Origin of the sequence: Tardiphaga sp. 866_E4_N1_4 (genome assembly GCF_052076075.1) — a bacterium.
Classification (GTDB): domain Bacteria; phylum Pseudomonadota; class Alphaproteobacteria; order Rhizobiales; family Xanthobacteraceae; genus Tardiphaga; species Tardiphaga robiniae.
In genome coordinates, this window is record NZ_CP197242.1 from 231685 (window position 1) to 249582 (window position 17898).

The 17898-nt window shown below is 60.2% G+C and carries 33 protein-coding genes and 1 tRNA gene; 9 read left to right on the plus strand and 25 right to left on the minus strand.

Features of this window, described 5'->3' with window-relative positions; all coding sequences use genetic code 11:
* Positions 1–27 precede the first annotated feature (27 nt).
* Complete coding sequence (locus AB8B20_RS01070) at positions 28–270, plus strand: DUF2171 domain-containing protein (RefSeq protein ID WP_089264607.1); 243 nt, start codon at positions 28–30, stop codon at positions 268–270.
* 128 nt (positions 271–398) lie between these two features.
* Here the strand turns inward: AB8B20_RS01070 and AB8B20_RS01075 are convergent, their stop codons facing one another.
* Complete coding sequence (locus AB8B20_RS01075; protein ID WP_093758806.1) at positions 399–1403, minus strand: Bug family tripartite tricarboxylate transporter substrate binding protein; 1005 nt, start codon at positions 1401–1403, stop codon at positions 399–401.
* A gap of 157 nt (positions 1404–1560) precedes the next feature.
* Complete coding sequence (locus tag AB8B20_RS01080) at positions 1561–2031, minus strand: outer membrane protein assembly factor BamE (protein WP_170849688.1); 471 nt, start codon at positions 2029–2031, stop codon at positions 1561–1563.
* Between the two features lie 140 nt (positions 2032–2171).
* Between AB8B20_RS01080 and AB8B20_RS01085 the strand changes: the two genes are divergently transcribed.
* The 7 genes from AB8B20_RS01085 (at position 2172) to AB8B20_RS01115 (ending at position 7090) form a co-directional block, all read left to right on the plus strand.
* Entirely contained in the window at positions 2172–2714 is a 543-nt protein-coding gene (locus AB8B20_RS01085) for a ubiquinol-cytochrome C chaperone family protein (RefSeq protein ID WP_439071387.1), read from the plus strand.
* Positions 2711–3301, plus strand: coding sequence for a YceD family protein (locus AB8B20_RS01090; protein ID WP_093758804.1), 591 nt, complete (start codon positions 2711–2713; stop codon positions 3299–3301). Before AB8B20_RS01085 ends, AB8B20_RS01090 begins: the two co-directional genes overlap by 4 nt.
* Positions 3302–3503: 202 nt before the next feature.
* Positions 3504–4565 (plus strand): phosphate acyltransferase PlsX, encoded by a 1062-nt coding sequence (plsX, locus tag AB8B20_RS01095; RefSeq protein ID WP_093759130.1) that lies wholly within the window; start codon positions 3504–3506, stop codon positions 4563–4565.
* Complete coding sequence (locus AB8B20_RS01100; RefSeq protein ID WP_309944155.1) at positions 4562–5539, plus strand: beta-ketoacyl-ACP synthase III; 978 nt, start codon at positions 4562–4564, stop codon at positions 5537–5539. The genes plsX and AB8B20_RS01100 overlap by 4 nt, the downstream gene beginning before the upstream one ends.
* 145 nt (positions 5540–5684) lie before the next feature.
* Positions 5685–6020: an integration host factor subunit alpha gene (locus tag AB8B20_RS01105; protein ID WP_068730933.1), complete on the plus strand. Its 336-nt coding sequence runs from the start codon at positions 5685–5687 to the stop codon at positions 6018–6020.
* 96 nt (positions 6021–6116) lie between these two features.
* A complete protein-coding gene (locus AB8B20_RS01110) occupies positions 6117–6932 on the plus strand; it encodes a MerR family transcriptional regulator (protein WP_439071388.1) in 816 nt (271 codons plus the stop codon).
* An 80-nt stretch (positions 6933–7012) separates the two neighbouring features.
* Positions 7013–7090, plus strand: a tRNA-Pro gene (locus AB8B20_RS01115).
* A 55-nt stretch (positions 7091–7145) separates the two neighbouring features.
* On the opposite strand, the gene AB8B20_RS01120 is transcribed toward AB8B20_RS01115, so the two are convergent.
* The 23 genes from AB8B20_RS01120 to AB8B20_RS01230 all read right to left on the minus strand — a co-directional run bounded on the left by AB8B20_RS01120 (position 7146) and on the right by AB8B20_RS01230 (position 17502).
* Positions 7146–8000 carry a site-specific integrase gene (locus AB8B20_RS01120; RefSeq protein ID WP_439071389.1) on the minus strand — a complete coding sequence of 285 codons (855 nt, stop codon included), beginning with the start codon at positions 7998–8000 and terminating at the stop codon, positions 7146–7148.
* Positions 7997–8374: a hypothetical protein gene (locus AB8B20_RS01125; protein ID WP_439071390.1), complete on the minus strand. Its 378-nt coding sequence runs from the start codon at positions 8372–8374 to the stop codon at positions 7997–7999. The genes AB8B20_RS01120 and AB8B20_RS01125 overlap by 4 nt, the downstream gene beginning before the upstream one ends.
* Positions 8371–8910 carry a hypothetical protein gene (locus AB8B20_RS01130; protein WP_439071391.1) on the minus strand — a complete coding sequence of 180 codons (540 nt, stop codon included), beginning with the start codon at positions 8908–8910 and terminating at the stop codon, positions 8371–8373. The genes AB8B20_RS01125 and AB8B20_RS01130 overlap by 4 nt, the downstream gene beginning before the upstream one ends.
* Positions 8907–9368: a hypothetical protein gene (locus AB8B20_RS01135; RefSeq protein ID WP_439071392.1), complete on the minus strand. Its 462-nt coding sequence runs from the start codon at positions 9366–9368 to the stop codon at positions 8907–8909. Before AB8B20_RS01135 ends, AB8B20_RS01130 begins: the two co-directional genes overlap by 4 nt.
* Positions 9365–9790, minus strand: coding sequence for a hypothetical protein (locus AB8B20_RS01140; protein WP_439071393.1), 426 nt, complete (start codon positions 9788–9790; stop codon positions 9365–9367). The genes AB8B20_RS01135 and AB8B20_RS01140 overlap by 4 nt, the downstream gene beginning before the upstream one ends.
* On the minus strand, positions 9787–10308 hold the full coding sequence (locus AB8B20_RS01145) for a DNA N-6-adenine-methyltransferase (protein WP_439071394.1): 522 nt from the start codon (positions 10306–10308) through the stop codon (positions 9787–9789). Before AB8B20_RS01145 ends, AB8B20_RS01140 begins: the two co-directional genes overlap by 4 nt.
* On the minus strand, positions 10295–10654 hold the full coding sequence (locus AB8B20_RS01150; protein WP_439071395.1) for a hypothetical protein: 360 nt from the start codon (positions 10652–10654) through the stop codon (positions 10295–10297). Before AB8B20_RS01150 ends, AB8B20_RS01145 begins: the two co-directional genes overlap by 14 nt.
* The gene (locus AB8B20_RS01155) at positions 10651–10971 is read right to left on the minus strand and encodes a hypothetical protein (protein ID WP_439071396.1); all 321 of its coding nucleotides are present in this window, start codon (positions 10969–10971) and stop codon (positions 10651–10653) included. Before AB8B20_RS01155 ends, AB8B20_RS01150 begins: the two co-directional genes overlap by 4 nt.
* Positions 10964–11746 (minus strand): Lar family restriction alleviation protein, encoded by a 783-nt coding sequence (locus tag AB8B20_RS01160; protein WP_439071397.1) that lies wholly within the window; start codon positions 11744–11746, stop codon positions 10964–10966. The genes AB8B20_RS01155 and AB8B20_RS01160 overlap by 8 nt, the downstream gene beginning before the upstream one ends.
* Entirely contained in the window at positions 11743–11991 is a 249-nt protein-coding gene (locus AB8B20_RS01165; protein ID WP_439071398.1) for a hypothetical protein, read from the minus strand. The genes AB8B20_RS01160 and AB8B20_RS01165 overlap by 4 nt, the downstream gene beginning before the upstream one ends.
* Entirely contained in the window at positions 11984–12427 is a 444-nt protein-coding gene (locus AB8B20_RS01170) for a hypothetical protein (RefSeq protein ID WP_439071399.1), read from the minus strand. The genes AB8B20_RS01165 and AB8B20_RS01170 overlap by 8 nt, the downstream gene beginning before the upstream one ends.
* Entirely contained in the window at positions 12424–12837 is a 414-nt protein-coding gene (locus AB8B20_RS01175) for an HNH endonuclease (RefSeq protein ID WP_439071400.1), read from the minus strand. The genes AB8B20_RS01170 and AB8B20_RS01175 overlap by 4 nt, the downstream gene beginning before the upstream one ends.
* Positions 12834–12989, minus strand: coding sequence for a hypothetical protein (locus AB8B20_RS01180; protein WP_439071401.1), 156 nt, complete (start codon positions 12987–12989; stop codon positions 12834–12836). Before AB8B20_RS01180 ends, AB8B20_RS01175 begins: the two co-directional genes overlap by 4 nt.
* The gene (locus tag AB8B20_RS01185; RefSeq protein ID WP_439071402.1) at positions 12989–13228 is read right to left on the minus strand and encodes a hypothetical protein; all 240 of its coding nucleotides are present in this window, start codon (positions 13226–13228) and stop codon (positions 12989–12991) included. The genes AB8B20_RS01180 and AB8B20_RS01185 overlap by 1 nt, the downstream gene beginning before the upstream one ends.
* Entirely contained in the window at positions 13225–13914 is a 690-nt protein-coding gene (locus tag AB8B20_RS01190; protein ID WP_439071403.1) for a hypothetical protein, read from the minus strand. The genes AB8B20_RS01185 and AB8B20_RS01190 overlap by 4 nt, the downstream gene beginning before the upstream one ends.
* Positions 13915–13991: 77 nt before the next feature.
* Positions 13992–14183, minus strand: a complete 192-nt coding sequence (locus AB8B20_RS01195) for a hypothetical protein (RefSeq protein WP_439090629.1) — start codon at positions 14181–14183, stop codon at positions 13992–13994.
* Entirely contained in the window at positions 14183–14440 is a 258-nt protein-coding gene (locus AB8B20_RS01200; protein WP_439071405.1) for a hypothetical protein, read from the minus strand. Before AB8B20_RS01200 ends, AB8B20_RS01195 begins: the two co-directional genes overlap by 1 nt.
* Positions 14437–15084: a hypothetical protein gene (locus AB8B20_RS01205; protein WP_439071406.1), complete on the minus strand. Its 648-nt coding sequence runs from the start codon at positions 15082–15084 to the stop codon at positions 14437–14439. The genes AB8B20_RS01200 and AB8B20_RS01205 overlap by 4 nt, the downstream gene beginning before the upstream one ends.
* 192 nt (positions 15085–15276) lie before the next feature.
* Positions 15277–15459, minus strand: a complete 183-nt coding sequence (locus tag AB8B20_RS01210; RefSeq protein ID WP_439071407.1) for a hypothetical protein — start codon at positions 15457–15459, stop codon at positions 15277–15279.
* Positions 15460–15468: 9 nt separating this feature from the next.
* Entirely contained in the window at positions 15469–15978 is a 510-nt protein-coding gene (locus tag AB8B20_RS01215) for a hypothetical protein (protein ID WP_439071408.1), read from the minus strand.
* Positions 15979–16077: 99 nt separating this feature from the next.
* A complete protein-coding gene (locus AB8B20_RS01220) occupies positions 16078–16338 on the minus strand; it encodes a hypothetical protein (protein ID WP_439071409.1) in 261 nt (86 codons plus the stop codon).
* A gap of 55 nt (positions 16339–16393) precedes the next feature.
* Positions 16394–16870: a hypothetical protein gene (locus AB8B20_RS01225; RefSeq protein WP_439071410.1), complete on the minus strand. Its 477-nt coding sequence runs from the start codon at positions 16868–16870 to the stop codon at positions 16394–16396.
* Between the two features lie 11 nt (positions 16871–16881).
* Positions 16882–17502 carry an XRE family transcriptional regulator gene (locus AB8B20_RS01230; RefSeq protein WP_439071411.1) on the minus strand — a complete coding sequence of 207 codons (621 nt, stop codon included), beginning with the start codon at positions 17500–17502 and terminating at the stop codon, positions 16882–16884.
* Positions 17503–17659: 157 nt separating this feature from the next.
* Between AB8B20_RS01230 and AB8B20_RS01235 the strand changes: the two genes are divergently transcribed.
* Positions 17660–17887, plus strand: a complete 228-nt coding sequence (locus AB8B20_RS01235) for a helix-turn-helix domain-containing protein (RefSeq protein ID WP_439071412.1) — start codon at positions 17660–17662, stop codon at positions 17885–17887.
* Positions 17888–17898 lie beyond the last annotated feature (11 nt).

The window sequence follows — 17898 nt, forward strand, 5'->3', positions numbered from 1 at the left end:
AGTATTCCCCACATAAGAGGATACGACATGAGCGCGCTCAGCAAGATCAAAGAACATATGGAAGTCATCGGCGCGGACGGCGTGCACGTCGGCACTGTCGACAAGGTCGAGGGCAATCGCATCAAGCTGACCAAGAAGGATAGCGGCGAGGGCAGCCACAAGGGTCACCATCACTTTATCGATGGCGGTCTGGTCGCCGAGGTCGAGGGCGACAAGGTGCGGCTCTCGGCTAATGGCGACGTCGCCTTTGCCATGGAAGAAGAGAAGTAACGGCGCTAGCAGCTAAAACTCGTCATGCCCGGGCTTGACCCGGGCATCCATCTTTGATGAACGACTCTGGATAAAGGTGGATGGCCGGGTCAGGCCCGGCCATGACAGAGTGTTTGGTAAGGCGCGCCTCACTTCACCTCCATCTGCAGGCCTTCCTTGTCGATGATGGTCTTGAACTTGGCCGTCTCGGCCTCGACGAAGGTCTGGAATTGCTGAGGTGTGCCGTAGTCCGACACGGCGCCCATGGCTGCGATGGTCTTCTTGGTCGCGTCGGTGCCGAGCAGAACCTTGATCTGCTCATTGAGCGCGGTCACGGCTTCGGTCGGTGTGCTCTTCGGATAGAACACGCCGAACCAGGACGCGACATCGAACTTCTCCAGCTCGGGCGCGGTCTCGCGCATCGCCGGCACGTTCGGCGCCTGCGCGTTGCGCTGCTGCGTGGTGACGGCAAGGCCGGTGAGCTTGCCGTCGAGCACCTGGGGCAGCGACGGATAGAGATTGTCGAACAGGATCTGGATGTCGCCAGCGAGGGCCGCCTGCAGCGCAGGGCCTGCACCGCGGAACGGCACGTGCTGCATCTTCAGTCCGGTGAGCTGCAGCCACCATGCGCCGGTGAGATGCGGGCTCTGGCCGACGCCCGACGAGCCATAGTTCAGCTTGTCCGGATTGGCCTTGATATAGGCGATGAGCTCCGGGATCGTCTTGATCGGCACGCTCGGATGCGCGCAGACGATGTTTGGAATCTTGATCATGTTGGAGACCGCCTGCAACTGATCGCTCTTGTAGGTCAGGTTCTTGAAGATGCTGTAGGCGATGGCGTTGGGGCCGGGATTGCCGACCAGGATGGTGTGGCCATCGCCCTTGAGACGCGCGACTTCGGCGGTGCCGATGGTGCCGCCGCCGCCCGAGCGGTTTTCCACCACAACCGACTGGCCCCAGACCGGCTGCAGATGCGCGGCCAGCATGCGGCCCATCACGTCGGTGGAGCCGCCGGCTGCGGCGGGCACGATGACGCGGACGGTTTCGGTGGGCTTCCATTCGCCGGCGCCGAGACTCGCGCGCGGCAGGATCGCGGCGCTGGTGATCGCGGCGGCGCCGGTGAGTACACGGCGACGGGTAACCAGATTGGTCATAGCTTCTTCCCTCGATGGTGTCGTTTTGGTTTTTGATCTTGCTGAAATCGTAGTGAGGCAGATGGTGGCGGGCAAGCCGACGTTAGCCACAGCGTAAAGAAAAGCCCCGCAGCGTGTGCTGCGGGGCTTTTGCAATTCAGCGATTTGATAGTTCCGCCTAGCGGAAACTGATCAGCTTGAACAGCGGCGTGAGGTAGCTCATTTCCTGACCGGAGGTCGGCGTGGTGCGGCTGATGAAGTCGAAGATCTTGCCGTCCTGCAGGCCGTAATTGGCGAGCCGGATGACCTTGCGGTTCTTGTCGAAATAGATCGCGATGACGCGCTGGTCGGTGACCTTCTGCGGCATGAACGCGACGGCGCGTTCGGCGCGCTGCGAGATGTAATAGAACACTTCGCCCGATAGCGTGGCGACGGTGGAGGGCGTGCCCATCACGATCAGCACCTGATCCTGGCTGGCGCCGATCGGGATCTGCTCCAGCGCGCCGGGGGGCAGGATGTAGCCCTTCTGGAATTGCTCGGCACAGGCGCCCAGCGTGACGCAGAGGGCCGCGACCGCGAGTACGGCGCGCATGCCGCGCCAGCCACGTGTCAGCCGCGCCTTCGCGCTGATGGAGGTCGAAATTGTCATAGCGGAGGGGGTCCCATCCTCTTGATTCTCGGGAAGGCCTTGCTTCCGAAAGACTTGCATCCCGGAAGGCGTTGACGTACCGGGCAGAACCTCTGAATGCAACATGCGCGTGCCCGAGGGGCCCGCCTGAGGAACCCAAGATGGTCTGGCCGTTCAGTCACTTCAGAAAGCCCCCGGCGCCGTTGCGCGGCACCATTGAAGCCATCTATGGCATGATCGTGGCGCAGGCGCGAGAACCCTTGTTTTATCGGGACTTGGGAGCACCGGATACGGTAAACGGGCGTTTCGATATGTTGCTGCTGCACTTGTGGCTGGTGCTGCGCCGGATGAGTCCCAAGGATGAGTTGTCGCAGGGACTTTTCGACAGGTTCTGCGGCGATATGGACGATAACCTGCGCGAACTCGGCACCAGCGACATGAAGGTGCCGAAGAAAATGCGGGAATTCGGCGACGCGTTTTACGGCCGGACAGGCGCCTATGACGCAGCGCTTGGCGCGGGCAGGGAGCCCCTGGCGGCGGCGCTGTCGAAGAATATCTATAACGGCATGGACATCGAGAACGCCCGGCGTCTCGCTGTTTATGTCGAAGCGGCGAATGCCCGTCTGGGCACGCTGGATGCAACGACACTGACATCAGGCGCGTGGCATTTCCCGTCGCCTGCGGAGATCTTGGTAACGACATGAACAAACCCGACCGCACCGTGGATCTCACGCCGCCCTGGAGCGTGCCCATCGCCGTGATCCAGATCCCGGAAACGGGGCTGGCGCGCGACATCGAGGCCACGCCCGAGGAGCGCAAGCGGATCGCCGAACTCGGCGGCCTCGTCAGCGTGGGCGCCGTGAAAGGCGAACTCCTGCTGAGCCCCGTGAAGGGCGGTACGGTGCATGTGACCGGTCGCATCTGGGGCAAGGTCGAGCAGACCTGCGTGGTGACGCTGGACCCACTGGCTGCCGATTTCGAGGAAGAGATCGACGTGATTTTCGCGCCGCCATCGCAGATTCGCGAACTCGCCGAATCGGTGGACGAGGACGTCGAGAGCGACGAGGAGACCCCGGATCCGCCGGAGCCGATCGAAAACGGCTTCATCGATCTCGGCAAACTGGCGACCGACGCGCTGTTTCTGGGGCTGGACCCGTATCCCCGTAAGCCGGATGCCGTGTTCGAGCCGGTGGTCGAGGTTCCGGACCCGGAAGAGCACCCGTTTGCGGCCTTGAAAGCGCTGAAAACCGCCCCTGAGACGCCCAAATCCAAAAAGCCCGGGAAGGGCTGAGACCGGGGTCCGATTCCACGCCCGGTGCGGCTGGCGGGACAAAAGCGCCTGGTCAAGATGTTGTATCGGGTCACGGAAACGCTATTGTCCCCGGCCGAAATCGGGTTAATGCCATAACTTCGCCGTCTGCTGCCAAATGCGGCAGACTTCGTCCGCGGCCACGAGCGTCACAGGCCGCAAGAGACAGGTTTCCGGAACGTCCATGCCGAAAAAGGTTCGCATCGCGCTAGACGCCATGGGTGGCGACATCGGCGCATCGGTGGTCATTCCCGGCGCCGCGATTTCGTTGACCCGGCATCCCGACAGCGAGTTCCTGCTGTTCGGTGACAGCGCGCTGATCGAGAAAGAACTCGCCAATCATCCGGCACTGAAGGCCGTATCGAAGGTGATCCATACCGACGTTGCCGTCAGCATGCATGACAAGCCAAGCCAGGCGCTGCGCCGTGGCCGCAAGGTCTCGTCGATGTGGCTGGCGATCGAGGCGGTGAAGAAGGGCGAGGCCGATGTCGCGATCTCCGCCGGCAATACCGGCGCGCTGATGGCGATGGCGCGCTTTTGCCTGCGCATGCTCGATGGTATCGAGCGTCCCGGCCTGGCCGCGATCTGGCCGACCACGCGCGGCGATTCCGTCGTGCTCGATCTCGGCGCCACCATCGGCGGCGACGCCAACCACCTGAAGACTCTCGCTGTCATGGGCAGCGCCATGGCCAGCGCGCTGTTCGATCTGGCCCGGCCGACGGTCGGTCTGCTCAATATCGGCGTCGAGGAAATCAAGGGCGGCGACGAAATCCGCGATGCCGCCGAACTGCTGCGCACCGCCAATCTGCCGCAGCTCGAATTCATCGGCTTCGTCGAAGGCGACGGCATCGGCCGCGGCGATGCCGACGTGATCGTCACAGAAGGCTTCAGCGGCAATATCGCGCTCAAGGCGGCCGAAGGCACGGCGCGGCAGTTCGCCGAATATCTGCGCAATGCCATGGCGCGCACCTGGCGCTCGCGCATCGGCTACCTGTTCGCCAAGAACGCCTTCAAGGCGGTGCGCGACAAGGTCGATCCCAACAAGTCCAACGGCGCGGTGTTTCTCGGCCTGCGCGGCATCGTGGTGAAGAGCCACGGTGGCACCAATGCCGACGGTTTCGCCTATGCGGTGGATGTCGGTTACGACATGGTCCGCTACGACCTTCTCACCAAGATCAATCAAATGCTCAACCGCGACGGCCAAGCGCTCCCTGCGAGCCCGGCTGCGCAGGAGGCTGTCTCGTGACTGCGATACGTTCGGTCGTGCTCGGCTGCGGCTCTTACCTGCCGGAGCGGATCCTGACCAATGCCGAACTGGCATCCAAGGTTGACACATCGGACGAGTGGATCGTCCAGCGCACCGGTATCAAGCAGCGCCACATCGCTGCTGACGGCGAGTTCACCTCGCATCTGGCGATCAAGGCCGCGCAGGCGGCGCTGGCCAATGCCGGCGTCGACGCGCAGTCCATCGACCTGATCGTGCTCGCAACCTCGACCCCGGACAATACGTTCCCGGCAACGGCCGTTGCGGTGCAGAACGCGCTGGGTATCACCCATGGCGCAGCGTTCGATCTGCAGGCGGTGTGTTCCGGCTTTATCTTTGGATTGACCACCGCCGACAGCCTGCTGCGCACCGGCGCCGGCAAGCGCGCGCTGGTGATCGGCGCAGAGACTTTCTCGCGCATTCTCGACTGGACCGATCGCGGAACCTGCGTGCTGTTCGGCGATGGCGCCGGTGCGGTGGTGCTGGAAGCACAGACCCAGGCCGGCGAAGCCAGCGATCGCGGCGTGCTGACCACGCATCTGCGCTCGGACGGCCGGCACAAGGAAAAGCTGTTTGTCGATGGCGGCCCGTCCTCGACGCAGACGGTGGGTTACCTGCGCATGGAAGGCCGTGAGGTCTTCAAACATGCGGTGGGCATGATCACCGACGTGATCGTCGACGCCTTCAAAGCCACCGGCGCCAGCGCCGAAACCATCGACTGGTTCGTGCCGCATCAGGCCAACAAGCGCATTATCGATGCGTCCGCGCACAAATTGCATATTGCACCGCAAAAGGTGGTGCTGACCGTGGATCTTCACGGCAACACGTCGGCGGCGTCGATTCCGCTCGCATTGTCGGTGGCGGTCAATGACGGCCGCATCAAGAAGGGCGATCTCGTCCTGCTCGAAGCCATGGGCGGCGGCTTCACCTGGGGGTCTGCACTCATTCGCTGGTGATGCGCCGGTGATGATGCAGATCGACAACATCTCAAATTGTCATGATTTTCCATGCCTTTGCATCGATGGTGACTGTTGACCGGAGCGCGTTAACCTCCTAATTTCTGACGCGAATTTGGTTCGCCGAGAGTAGTTGGGGCAGGCGATGACGGGCACGGGAAAAACAGTCACACGCGTTGATCTGTGCGAAGCGGTCTACCAAAAGGTAGGTCTCTCGCGCACGGAGTCGTCCGCGTTTGTTGAACTGGTTTTGAAAGAAATTACGGATTGTCTGGAGAAGGGCGAGACAGTGAAGCTGTCGTCGTTCGGCTCTTTCATGGTGCGCAAAAAAGGCGAGCGCATCGGCCGCAATCCGAAGACGGGCACAGAAGTACCGATCTCGCCGCGGCGAGTGATGGTATTCAAGCCGTCGGCGATCCTGAAACAGCGGATCAATGGCGACAGTACCGCAGTGGGCAACGGTAAAGATCACGACGACTAGCGTTTGTTTTGACGCGTTTTCTTCACGCGAACCGGTAGCCACTTCGCTTGAAAACGCTTTTGGTGAACCACAGGGCGAACCACAGGGATCCTGCACTTGGACAAAGCGCCGGATGCGTTTCGAACCATAAGCGAGGTCGCTGACGATCTCGATATACCGCAGCATGTTCTGCGGTTCTGGGAAACGCGGTTCACTCAAATCAAACCGATGAAGCGATCCGGCGGCCGGCGATACTATCGTCCGGACGATGTCGATCTGCTGCGCGGCATCCGCCGGTTGCTCTACGGCGAAGGTTATACCATCCGCGGCGTGCAACGAATCCTGAAAGAGAACGGCATCAAGTCGGTGCAGGGGCTGGTCGATGGCCACGCTGCGCCGAGCTTCGCGCCGACCTCTGCCGCTATCGCGCCGCGCGTCCAGGCGAAGCGTCCCGTGGCCGAAGAGGATCATGAGGAAGAAGAAGCCGAGGACGAGGCTGAACGCGACGAGGACATCGAGGAAGAAGCCGAAGACGAAGCTGACGCCGAAGGCGCCGAGGACGAGGAAGAAGAAGAGGGCGACGAAGACGACGGCGAAGAGGGGGAGGACGAAGAGGCTGAGGAAGAAGACGAGGAGGAAGCTGCTGCCGCTCCCGTCGCCGCCCGCCGCGAACCTCCGATGACATCGACGTCGCCGCGTGCGGAGTCACAGCTGCAGCGGCCGCCGTCGCGGGCAAACCCCGTATTGGCAAATCCTGTTGCGGGGCGGCCCGAACCGGCGATGACGGCTCCGACGCAGAGCGCAAGACCGGCTGCGGTCCCGAGCCCAAGGCCAAACCCGCAGCGCCGGTTGGAGCGCGAACGGCTCGAAGCCGTGCTCGAGGAGCTGCTGGCGGCGCGCCGGGCGCTCGATACGGCGATGAAGGATGGCTAGCCACCGTCCCACAACCAATCCGTTTCAATCCGCTCAGCCTTCTTGCGCCTCGGACGGATCGAAGCTACACGATGCCCCATCGGAGCGTAGCGCAGCCCGGTTAGCGCACTAGTCTGGGAGACTAGGGGTCGGAGGTTCGAATCCTCTCGCTCCGACCATTTAAATAAGGCATTTCTTGAATTTAGAAGTGTCGCTCGGTAATCCTACGGTAATCTAACGTACCTGGGAAGGTCCTTTCTGCCAGTCGGGATGGTGGTGGCCATAGACGCGTTCGACCATCTCGGCAGTCATTCCGACCGATTTGGCCGTGTCCCAGATCGAAATTCCGTTCTTCAGCAAATGCGTAACTCTTGAGTGCCGCAAAACGTGTGGCGTTACGTCTTTTCCAAGCTCAGCGGCCTTCACGGCGGCCGGCCAGACCTTCTGTAGCTTGGCCACGGGCTGCCAATTCCAGTGGATAACATAGGGGCACGGCTTCAGCGGCGCGTCCCCCCGCGCGGCTCGAGCCTCGTTTGCCTTGGCGAAGGCTGCCTCGTCCAGCCGCTTCCAGCGTCGCAGGTGCGCCATCAACCGCTCTCCACCACGGACAGGCGGGGTGCGCTTGTGGCTCTCAGCCACGCCCGGCGCCCGTCGAAGCACTATGTTGCTTTCAAATTTCACCATGTCCCAGCGCAGCCCGAAGATGTTGATCGAGCGCGATCCGGTGTGCCATCCGATGACGATGAACCGTGCCAGTCGCGGAATCCGCCGGGCCGCCCAAAGCAAACGGGCTGCCTCAGATCGGGTCAGCCAACGCTCCCGAGCAGGCGACGCGGCGGGGAGCTTCACAGGCGGGATGGCTTTCAGCGGGCCGTGGTATGCGTGCCAGTGATTGATCGCCGATCGCAGCACCTTCAAATCGTTGCGCGCTCCAGGCCGGTTCTTTGTCTCGGCATATGCGATGCAGTTCGCCGCGGTCACGTCTTCGAGCCGCTTCAACCCCCACCACTTTGACAAGTTGCGGACGTTGTATTCGGTGTTCGAACCGGACGGGATCTGATGCAAATGCTCCACGAGATAGGCCTTCAAAAGGTCTGCGAGTGGCGGGTTTTGGTCACTTTTGGCGACGGTGTGTTTGCTGGTGAGATAGCTGTTGAGCGCGTTTTCGGCTTGCGGAAGCTCTCTTGAAGAGAACGGAGTGCGAGTACGGTGCTTACGGTCGATGATTGTCCATCGGTCTCGCTCTTTGTCGAGCCAGAGATGCGGCCCTCTGCTTTGACGCGGCATTTCTCCACCATAACCTTCAAGTCAGTGATCGTCGTAAAATACCTGCCGCCGATCTTCGTAGCGGCAAGGTTGCCTCGCAGCGCCTGATCCTTCAAGACGCCGGGCGTGCGCTTACCACGGAAGAAGATTTCCGAAGCCTCCTTCAGCGTGATCATCTCGTCGTCGGCTGGCATCATGGGCTGCCCCCGAGTTTCTGCGGAAGGGGCGCGGAAGTGTCTTCACCAAAGACGGTCCGGCGAAGTGCCAAGCTGCGCCGATGCTTGCGGCGGCGCCCGTCTAGGTCGGCCGCAGGATCGATAGGCGGCAAGCTCAACATCCACGCCTCGTCCTTGGAGATCGGTTTCCGCCACTCGCCGAAGACATGAACCGCCTTGAAGACGGTTTTAAACGCACCGCAGCCGTAGCAGATCGCCCCGCCGTTCAAGTATTTCTTACGGCCCCATCGATGGTTGCACGCAGATTCCTTGACGTAGCGGCGGAAGCAGGCGGCCTCCGCATCGGCAATCGTTCTGCCTTCTCCGCGCAGGAAACCGCCCGCATTGTCTCCTGGAAATGCCTCGAAGAACGCAGTTCGATAATTGCCATCGGCGGACAGAACGACGCCTGATCCACCCCATTGAACGTAGCACTTCTCTGGCCACGCGCATGTCGGCTGGTAGTCTGTATTGGACGGTAACGGATGTCCGGGCTTATGCTGTGCGGCTATAATCACGACGTCTCGCCCTCGTGAGAGGGGACGGAAACACCATCGCGCTGCATGGACGCAATCAATTTGAGAACGTCGATGAAGGCCGCGGCTCGTTCCGACTGACCGGCTTCGCGCATCGGCCGGATCTGCGCCGATAGCGTCTTCCATAAAACTGGAAGCGGGGATCGCCTTAGCGGGTGAGGCGATCCCCTTCCAGCGCGCTTGAGACGTTGAGCGCCCTGTGGTTGGGCAGTCCAAGAAATATCTGCACCAACACGATCTGACGGCTCGTCAAAGCCAGCCGCCAACACATCAGGCCATTGAGCCGTCAGTGTTCCTGCTGCCCGCTTCGCTACCGAGCGGGCAAAACTGTTTGGGACGATAATATCCGAATGCGCGTGGGCTGCATTTCTGACTGCACCTTCAACGACACGGAGGATGCGTTTCTGCGATGGATTTGCGCGCTTATATAGACTGCTCATGCCTGGCGCTCCGTCGCAATCACCGCTGGCCTCCACAGTTTCTCGCTGCGGATTGGTGTCGCGCTTCCAACCTGCATCTCCATGTGGCGTAGCTCAGCATTGGCCTTGTCGAGATCGCGCGGGAGATCGACGCGCGCCCAAGCGACGTAAACGCGGCCGATCGGGGTCGGAATGGCGAACCATCGATCCCGCCAGAGCCAGAGGAACTGACGGCGGCTGTGGAATACCTGAAATTCATAGCCAAAAAGCTTGCGGCGTTCGCCGGCGAGAGGGTGGCGCCATTGAATGCTGTGAAGCTGTGCACCAAAACCGCCCATCCATGTGTAAAGCTGGCCGCTGAGCCAATAGAACTTGTCGTCGAAATACGGTGACGCGAGCCCGTGACCGTTGCCGAAGATTTTGTGATCAAGCCAGATGATCATGTCGCACCACCAGTCTCGTGATCCCCAACAAACGCGGGAGCCATGAGAACACCAAGACCATTCGCAGCCGCGCGTTTCAGCGCTTCGACCGCTTCGGGACCTACAGCGAACAAGGCTGTGCCCTGTGCAGGTGATTTTCCGGGCCGGCCATCCTCGCCGATGAACTTGATCTTTGGTGATACGAACAGGATGGCGTCGGCCTCGACCGCAAATCGCTGCCACCAAGGTGCTGACGTTCTGTCCGGCACCAGGGCAATACCGTTGCCGTGCTCGAAAAACTTCTCAAGCCAAGGCGTCAGGCCGTTTCGGCTGCCGAAGGGAGCGTTCATCCATACAAGACCACGCCAGCATAGTTCGAGGCTTCGTTCCGTGATGAAGCGTAATGCCGGAATCCACGGTGTAACGTGCTGGCCGGGGCTGGAAACGTCGTCACCAAACTGGCAACCCATTTTTTCGAAGACGTAGGCCGGCGTGTACCATTCATCGGTCGCACCGACGCATTGCTCATGCAAGGCCATTGGTGCCGCCTTCCTTGACCGGCAACTCGGAGCTGGGTTGCGCGGTGTTTTTCATCTGGTAGAGAGCGCCTTGAACGAAGGCTGTGCGCATCTCATCATCGTTTGAGTAGACGTGGAAAGATTCATTAATTGCGTCGTGTAAGCCTGGCTGATGAGATGCTGCGTGGTCTTCAACAACCCGTGCACATGCATATGCAAGCGCGGAGTTCAGAGCATTCAAAAATCGATCCCAATCAACCAGAGATCCTGTGCTCCCCGTTGATGCCATGCGTTCAACTTCACGCGCCAAATCAGGAAATCGCGTAAAATCATAGGCAGGCATCAAATCCGGCGGTGTGGGCCTCACGATCGTTCTCCGGTAATAGGCTGGGAGGCCATCGTCTCATTATGGCCCGGGGCCGGATCACACTGGAGAGCGTATCCGCCGCCGTAGTTGTGATGGGCCAAGAAACCAGCGATGCCACCTTCATGGGCTGTAGCGATGGCAATCACTTCAGACAGCCAAGTGACGGGGATGTCGTCGCGATGGACAACGACGCATGACCAGCCAACGTTTAGATTGACGATGTCATTTCGCTTGCCGTCCGCCGGCTCGATCTCGAAATAGCACCCGCCACGAGCACCTTCTCCGGCATATCGGTTTGAGCAAACATGCTTAGCCATTGGCCGCGCCTCCGCGTTCATTGCGAGAGATCGGCGGCGCAGGGAGCGGCATCCAGTGGGTCGCGTGATCGACCTGATATCCTCCAGACACGCACTCGAAGCATGTGTCATTCCAGAACAAGATCCAGAAAGTGCCGTCAAAATCGTCCCCGTAGATGGCGACAAAGTTGGTCCCATCCTTCGGCGCAGTATCAATCTCCTGCCACGCCGAGACGGGGGCTGCAGATAGGGCGGCGCGATCCATGAAGTTGCGCAGTTCTTCAATGGTGATCAGGCACATCTCCGGATATTCCTCCGGCGAGTTGCGGTCGTCTTTTTCGACCAGTTCATGCCACGCATCGTCGGCTGTCAGCGCCTCCCTTGCGGCGTCTGAGGGTGGGGTGGCATTCAGCAGGTCTCGAATGCGATCTGCAAAACGCTCATCGATTGCAACAAGCGTTCGCAGCGGCTTGACGTAGATCGTCTTGCACTTCGGCGCGATAGGCTCCGCACTTGCCGTCATGGCAGTGGTGCGGATGGCCGTTAGCTCCTGATGTTCATGGATCAGCGCGTCATAATGCTTCCGGTCAATGGTGACCGCGGAAGCCGAGCACGATGTTTCTGGGGCAGGGTGGCGAGTGTTCCACCAATACGTGGCGTTGCCATCCTCGTGATAGTTGGGGCTCCTGGCTCCGCAGGGCTGGCAATAGACAAAACGGCGGACGAATCCATGGTCCTTGCTTTGCTGCAATTCAGCATTACCGCCGCAGAACGGGCAGGGCAAAAGCTCGCTCACTTTGCGCCTCCCTCAGCCAGGGCGGCGCGGCCGGCGTCGGTGCACTTCACTTCGTGCTCCGAAGACAACCGAAGCAACTTCTGCTTCCTTAGAACGAAGATGGTGGGGTTACTGGCGGCCATATACACTTGCCCGTTTGGCAAAGTTCTGAGCCAGCGCCAGTAGTTCTCCGGCTTCCGCCACAGAGAGCCCGCCTCGTTGCAATCGTTCAGCGCACTGATTTGCGCAGGGGTGAGCTTAATCATGGGATTTCTCCTCATGGGAGCCGACTGCGGAAGCCTCAGCCACCATGCGTCGTGCGGCCTGCTGATAAGTCTCGATCTCGCTATAGGGGGACGGCAGGCCAAACAGGCGGCGGATGGCGCGCATCCAGAAGCCGCCCGCATCCTCGTAGATGTCCTGACCGCGGCGGCGCTCGTCATTGAACGCGTGGATCTCGGGCCACCCCATGCGGTTGATGGCGGCTTCGAGAACCTCAGCCTCGGTCAAGGTGATCACGGTGCCGTCGCGAACGAACAGGGCTTGGTAGTCGATGCCGAGTGCCTCGGCTTCTCTGTAAGCCTCAGCTTCATCGGTGAAGTAGCGCCATTCGGTAGCAGAGAGGGTCTGACCGGCGGTCGCACTGTCCATTCTAGGCAGGCGGAATGCGACAGGGCGCTTCACCAGAACGGACTGGTTCATGACGCGTCTCCAGTGCTTGTTTGGTCATGGGAAGGGCGCGCGTACCCCCGCCACTTGTCGACGCCGCCGGTTGCGCGGTTCTGAGGCTTCGCTTTGGGGAAGCCGCCATGCCCCTTCGCTCGCAGGCCGTGGTTCTTCTTCAGTACGCGATCGGCCTTCTGCATGCGCGGATTGTCTTCGGTGAAGGTCTTGACGTCGGCGCAGGTGCGACAGTGGACCTTGCAATTGTCGAGCGTCGGCTCGCCGCCGAGTCCGTCGGGGACGACGTGTTCGTATATCGTCGACGTGCGGCCGTTGAGCTCGCACCCGCACGTTTCGCAGTGTGGGGTGCCATCGCGGCAGCATCGCTTAAACGCGGCCTTGCGCACCGACAGCGGGAATTCGCGGCGTTCCTGCCCGCGGATATTCATACGCCAGCTCCGCGCGCGATATCCTCAACAGTCACGGCGCCGGCCGGAATATCCGGCGTCGGTGTAAGGCGGTCAGACAACCAGGCGAAGGTGACGAGCGCGCCGCCAGTGGCTCCGAGTGCAACAGCCGCGATGAAGAGTGCGAAGTCCATCAGTGAATCTCCTCTGTGACGGCGGTTTGAATGGTGTTGAGGTAAAGTTGCGCGGCGAAGTCCATTGCGCCGTCCTTGTTGGCAAGGACTTCGCGCCGCCGGTGCGGGTAGAGATCGAGCAATTCGACCTCGCAGGCTTCAGGGTCGGACGGGTCGACGCGCCGGAACCACAGATCCCGCCCGAATTCCTCGGCGCATTCTTCGCTCGACGCAGGCAAGCGTAGGATATGAACAGTCATGCTGTCGCTCCATATTGGCCGCGCTGATGGGTACGATTGCCGCCGTTCGCGATGCGGACGTTGATGCTGCCCGCGCGACGGTCGAGCGATGCCCAAGTCTTCAGGTCGCGCTCGGTCCACTGATCGCCGACAAGCGGCTGAGTGCACCCGAACATGTTGGTGCCGGCAAAGGTGTCGGTGATCCATCGGCAGGTGCCGCGACTGAGAAGCGCCAGCACAAGGTTGTCTCGCGTCTCCGGCTGCTCAATCATCTTCCCCGGGTCGAAGTAAAACTTCTTGGACAGCGAGCCATCGCGAGATGCAAACACCTTGCCGTTTGCAGTCAGATCGGGGCTCATCCGCACGAACACCACGGCCGCCATCTTCATGGTTCGGAGGATGCGATAGTTCATGTCGGTGATCGGGTCTTCGCTGGCCAATCGCGTGACGGAGACGCGCTCGACCGGTTTGGTCGCGTTCTTGGCGCGAATCCGCTCGGCGTTCCATTCGCTCCAGCGAGCATCGCCAAGCTGTGGATCGGCGCCGACGGCGTCCCGGCCTTCTTCGGTGATCATTGGGTCGATGCCGACCCAGCGCATCAGGCCACGCTCGCGCAGCTCTTCCAGTTCGCGGGCGTATAGATCGTCCTCGCGGCGAAGCTGGTTCGGGCGGCCATGTGGATGGCGTGCACCGGCGTCCAGCAGCATCAGCGCGATAGGGGAGAGGCCTGCCAGCACATTGGCGGGCGGGGCCTGTCGACGCTTCTTGGCGGAGGCGCGCGGCATCAGACGCGCCCCCCTGTGCTGCCGATCGCGATCCAAACAAGGCAGCATGCGACCGCGAGGGCATAGCAGATGTATTCGAGGAGGAAGGGGACCGCGACGGCGACGATGTCCGCGATATCCGGCTCTTGATCTGGGCCTTCGTGGACGCGGGCTTCTTCATCAAGCCGCGCGAATTCCTCGGACATGCGCATCATACGCTCCCGTTCGGTTCGCCGAGCAGCTCCAGGCAGTGCTCTCGGATTTCTTGCGCGCGCTTCACGGCATCAAAATTGGTGTCGTGACCATTTGGAAATTCGGAGTCGTTGACGATGTCCCTGCCAATCTGCGGAAACCATCGGAGCTTGGCGCCATCGGGCCGGTGCTTGGCCCGACATTTGCCATGGGCGTAACGCACCAATTCGTCTTGGCGAAAATCGCTATAGCGGGGAGTGGAGGCGGCGCGGATCATGCGGCACCTGCAGCGGCCGCATCATGGTTCTGCGGGTCGCGGAGCTTTGCGACATTCGCGATACGGAACTGATCTTGGTCAAATGAGCCGGACGTCTGGGCGGCGTTGAACTTCTCTATGGCGGCCCAAAGCTCGGCATGCCCAACGAGGTCATCTATCGACGCATCTTCGTGGTGGTCGTCGAGAATGGACTCGTCGAGGCGCTCGCCATCGATCGAGAACGTCCGGAACGTGCTGGCGTAAACCCAGTCCTCGCCGTCGTCGGCAGCGTCTACCGGGCTGCGGTAGAACTCGCCTCCGTCAAACCCGAAGCACTCTTCAATCTCACCGTGGGGAACTTGCTTGGCGCTCGCTAGGCGCTTCGCCCGGCGGCATGCCTCACACGCCGTCCATAGCTTTTCACACTGCGCGCCGCAGTGCTGACAAGAGCTATGCGTCTTACAGTTATAACAGTCGGTCGCGGCGTCGCGCGCGGTCTGAAGTGCGATCTCTTCCTTGCAGGCGTAGATGCGCGGCGAATAGAGATGACCGCATTTTCCGCAGGCGAACAGTACCGGCTTCTGGTCTGGATCGCTCGCCTTGACGAGGACGATCGGAGCGACTGGTGTGCTCGGCTCGTTCTTCCCAACCTCGGCTTTCGCCATGTCGCTCTCCCGATATGATGGGAGAGAGTATCCATATTGGAAACTAAACGTCAACCGGAAAGTTTCCGATGTGGAAACTAATTCAAACGCGCTCTTCAGCCGCATGGTGCGGTGGGAATTACCTCGCAGGGTAACAGGCAGCAAAAAGCCCGCCGGGTGAGGGCGGGCTGTGCAATTGATTGCAGGAGCGGATCAGGCTGCCTTGCGGATTTCTTCGCTGGAAGCCATTTCGTTCGAAGCGAACCACGAGATTTTCTTGAAGTTGCGATATCCGATCTTGTGGATGGCCTCCACAAAAGCGCTCTTCAGAGATTCCCTAAATTCGGTTTTCTCAAACGGGTTCACGACAGTGCCCTCCATGGCTACTTCACACATATAAGTCTTCTACTGCTTTTTTGTTACGTACAGCCATGCACCTTTTACGGACACGCTGTCAAATTCCTGAATTCTTAGTAAAGGCTCCGTGAGAGCCTGGAAAAAGGTCCGATCCGCCGGGCTCCGAAGGTGGAACTTGATGTGGGGCGCCTTGCGGACATCATGAGACAGGGCGAGAACGCCGCCAAAAAGTCCTGTAAGTACGCGACCGTAGGCGTCCACCTCAACATCTTCGAAATCGAACCGCGGCGCAAATGTCATGTTTCGAACCCGGAGGACGTATCCGTCATATCCGGGTAGCATGGTATGGTTTACCTCACACACCACCCAGCATTCCTCTCCGACATAGAAGCCATACACTGCCGCTTTGTGGTGTCCATTAGTGGCAAGCGGGTTCAATACCGAAAAGGAGGCCGGTGCGAACTCATCGAAATCCTGACCAAATTCCTCGCACTGCTGCTTCCATTTAGCCATAAGCGCTGGCCAAGAACCGTCTTCAGTCGATAGCAGTTTGATCATCTGGGGTGCATCTTTGGCGGGAATCGATAGAGCGACACTATCTCATTCGATGGCATTGGCTACTTATACCTTCAGCCGCCTTCTCACGAGTGCCGCCCGCTAACTGCTTCGGTTTTTCGCTTTCTCCCGGGCATTCTGCTCATTCCCAAGCCCGATCCTTGGCTCATCCAAAATCTTGTCGAGCGGCGAAGCGGGCTTCTTAGACGCCGGCAGGCTCTTCGGTTGCCGGGCAGGCGACAGCACCTTTGCGATGAGTGTCTCGGCTTCCTTGAGGTTCCTATGGATCGCGTCGACGTCGTCCGTCTGAGCCGCTACTCGGATAAACGTTCTGACGTGCTTTAGGGCTTCCATCGGGTCCATTTGGATCTCCCCAGATTCCGTTCATCCACCACGGCGTATGGGCGGTGGACAAGGACTATGCGCCACTCTTCATAAATTGAAGGCAATCTTGGTACGCGGCGTCAAAGCCTTCGATCACATCGGCGCCATTAAGTTCATTCCGGTACGGCCAGCGCGTAAACGTGTATTGGACAACCGGGTCCTTCTTCAAAGCCTCGACCGCGCGCTTGTCGAGGCCGACCTTGTATCCAGCTGGGCCGACATAGCGCCGGCCGTCGATGAGAAAGTAGAGCTTCGTCCCTGGATATAGGTCTTCGGCAAATCCCATATCGACGGAGCCGTTCTTGTTCACCGACGGACGCGGCAGGGTTCGTGTGCTCGGATTGCCTTTCTCCGATTGGTACTTGCTCGAATACTGCGTAATCCGGCAGGTCTTAGTTCCCTTGGCTGGAAACGAGCGCTTATCGGCAGAAGCTGCGTTGGCCTGGTCGGCCGTCGCTACGGCCATACATGCCATCATCAGAGAGGCGCCCAAATTGGCCTTTAACCCCATGATGTTTCCCCTTAGCGCGGCTTCATCGCTGTTACTTTGGCGGCCCATTCAATAACAGCGCCGGTAATGTCTGGGTCGCCATTGTTTGATACGAGAACGACTTGTCCATCCTTGCGCTCTAGGCGCTTCACTAGCAGCCGGTCGTCAGCAAGGCCTACAACGCAAAGCTGGTTGAGCATGTCGGGCGTGATCGGGGATCGCACGTCGTCGTAATAAACGAGCCACGACTCGAGCGCCGGCCCGAGACTTTTACCTCGCACCTCGACGGCCACTGTGTGGTCGGTGGCCCCTTCTGGTGCTTCCACTTCCTCAAGATCCTCATCTGCCAAACGGTAATAGACAGCTTCGCCGCTTGCGCCGACATACCCCTTTAGTTTCACCGTGCGAGGCGCCGCGGACGACGTGAGCGCTTCGGCGACGGATTCGGACGGAAGGTGATCGCTATCGTCCTCGTCTGGTGGTCCGTACTTGTCCCAAAACATGATGCGATCGGCCGGCATCCGGAGCGCGGCTGCAAATTTCTCCGCCCAAGCGCGGGTCAGCTCTCGGGAATTGGGACCTGCGGACCGCTCCAGTTTACTGATTTGCCCCTTCGACACGCCACTTGCCCGCACGAGTTCATCCTGACTCATGCGGCGGTATTCCCGTGCATGATAAAGGCCGGTCGGATTTTCAGGAGGGGAAGCTCTGCGTGCCATTACCGCATTGTTTCCACTGCGGAAGCCTTTTCTAGCTACCAAAACGGAAACATTAGATTGACAGTTTCCATTATGGACACTAAGAGAAGGTATGAAACTCGACGCATGGCTCACGGTTACTGGCACCCCTGACAACGAGTTTGCGCGACGCATCAGCGTTTCGCGGGTCACTCTTTTTCGCTTCAAAACGGGCCGGCGAGTGCCGGACCGGTTGACGATGGAAAAGATCAGCGTTGAGACCAACGGTGATGTCGCACCCAACGATTTCTTTGGCATCGGTGAGACATCGAACGCACCGGCGCAGGCAGGTGCAGCATGAAGCTCGCCGGT

What these genes read in the sequence shown, in the direction of transcription:
- AB8B20_RS01070 (WP_089264607.1), top strand. Translation starts at nt 28, where the DNA reads ATGAGCGCGCTCAGCAAGATCAAAGAACATATGGAAGTCATCGGCGCG.
- AB8B20_RS01075 (WP_093758806.1), bottom strand. Translation starts at nt 1,403, where the DNA reads ATGACCAATCTGGTTACCCGTCGCCGTGTACTCACCGGCGCCGCCGCG.
- AB8B20_RS01080 (WP_170849688.1), bottom strand. Translation starts at nt 2,031, where the DNA reads ATGACAATTTCGACCTCCATCAGCGCGAAGGCGCGGCTGACACGTGGC.
- AB8B20_RS01085 (WP_439071387.1), top strand. Translation starts at nt 2,172, where the DNA reads ATGGTCTGGCCGTTCAGTCACTTCAGAAAGCCCCCGGCGCCGTTGCGC.
- AB8B20_RS01090 (WP_093758804.1), top strand. Translation starts at nt 2,711, where the DNA reads ATGAACAAACCCGACCGCACCGTGGATCTCACGCCGCCCTGGAGCGTG.
- plsX (WP_093759130.1), top strand. Translation starts at nt 3,504, where the DNA reads ATGCCGAAAAAGGTTCGCATCGCGCTAGACGCCATGGGTGGCGACATC.
- AB8B20_RS01105 (WP_068730933.1), top strand. Translation starts at nt 5,685, where the DNA reads ATGACGGGCACGGGAAAAACAGTCACACGCGTTGATCTGTGCGAAGCG.
- AB8B20_RS01125 (WP_439071390.1), bottom strand. Translation starts at nt 8,374, where the DNA reads ATGATGCCAGCCGACGACGAGATGATCACGCTGAAGGAGGCTTCGGAA.
- AB8B20_RS01135 (WP_439071392.1), bottom strand. Translation starts at nt 9,368, where the DNA reads ATGAGCAGTCTATATAAGCGCGCAAATCCATCGCAGAAACGCATCCTC.
- AB8B20_RS01140 (WP_439071393.1), bottom strand. Translation starts at nt 9,790, where the DNA reads ATGATCATCTGGCTTGATCACAAAATCTTCGGCAACGGTCACGGGCTC.
- AB8B20_RS01145 (WP_439071394.1), bottom strand. Translation starts at nt 10,308, where the DNA reads ATGGCCTTGCATGAGCAATGCGTCGGTGCGACCGATGAATGGTACACG.
- AB8B20_RS01155 (WP_439071396.1), bottom strand. Translation starts at nt 10,971, where the DNA reads ATGGCTAAGCATGTTTGCTCAAACCGATATGCCGGAGAAGGTGCTCGT.
- AB8B20_RS01165 (WP_439071398.1), bottom strand. Translation starts at nt 11,991, where the DNA reads ATGATTAAGCTCACCCCTGCGCAAATCAGTGCGCTGAACGATTGCAAC.
- AB8B20_RS01170 (WP_439071399.1), bottom strand. Translation starts at nt 12,427, where the DNA reads ATGAACCAGTCCGTTCTGGTGAAGCGCCCTGTCGCATTCCGCCTGCCT.
- AB8B20_RS01175 (WP_439071400.1), bottom strand. Translation starts at nt 12,837, where the DNA reads ATGAATATCCGCGGGCAGGAACGCCGCGAATTCCCGCTGTCGGTGCGC.
- AB8B20_RS01180 (WP_439071401.1), bottom strand. Translation starts at nt 12,989, where the DNA reads ATGGACTTCGCACTCTTCATCGCGGCTGTTGCACTCGGAGCCACTGGC.
- AB8B20_RS01185 (WP_439071402.1), bottom strand. Translation starts at nt 13,228, where the DNA reads ATGACTGTTCATATCCTACGCTTGCCTGCGTCGAGCGAAGAATGCGCC.
- AB8B20_RS01190 (WP_439071403.1), bottom strand. Translation starts at nt 13,914, where the DNA reads ATGCTGCTGGACGCCGGTGCACGCCATCCACATGGCCGCCCGAACCAG.
- AB8B20_RS01195 (WP_439090629.1), bottom strand. Translation starts at nt 14,183, where the DNA reads ATGCGCATGTCCGAGGAATTCGCGCGGCTTGATGAAGAAGCCCGCGTC.
- AB8B20_RS01200 (WP_439071405.1), bottom strand. Translation starts at nt 14,440, where the DNA reads ATGATCCGCGCCGCCTCCACTCCCCGCTATAGCGATTTTCGCCAAGAC.
- AB8B20_RS01205 (WP_439071406.1), bottom strand. Translation starts at nt 15,084, where the DNA reads ATGGCGAAAGCCGAGGTTGGGAAGAACGAGCCGAGCACACCAGTCGCT.
- AB8B20_RS01210 (WP_439071407.1), bottom strand. Translation starts at nt 15,459, where the DNA reads ATGTGTGAAGTAGCCATGGAGGGCACTGTCGTGAACCCGTTTGAGAAA.
- AB8B20_RS01215 (WP_439071408.1), bottom strand. Translation starts at nt 15,978, where the DNA reads ATGATCAAACTGCTATCGACTGAAGACGGTTCTTGGCCAGCGCTTATG.
- AB8B20_RS01220 (WP_439071409.1), bottom strand. Translation starts at nt 16,338, where the DNA reads ATGGACCCGATGGAAGCCCTAAAGCACGTCAGAACGTTTATCCGAGTA.
- AB8B20_RS01225 (WP_439071410.1), bottom strand. Translation starts at nt 16,870, where the DNA reads ATGGGGTTAAAGGCCAATTTGGGCGCCTCTCTGATGATGGCATGTATG.
- AB8B20_RS01230 (WP_439071411.1), bottom strand. Translation starts at nt 17,502, where the DNA reads ATGAGTCAGGATGAACTCGTGCGGGCAAGTGGCGTGTCGAAGGGGCAA.
- AB8B20_RS01235 (WP_439071412.1), top strand. Translation starts at nt 17,660, where the DNA reads ATGAAACTCGACGCATGGCTCACGGTTACTGGCACCCCTGACAACGAG.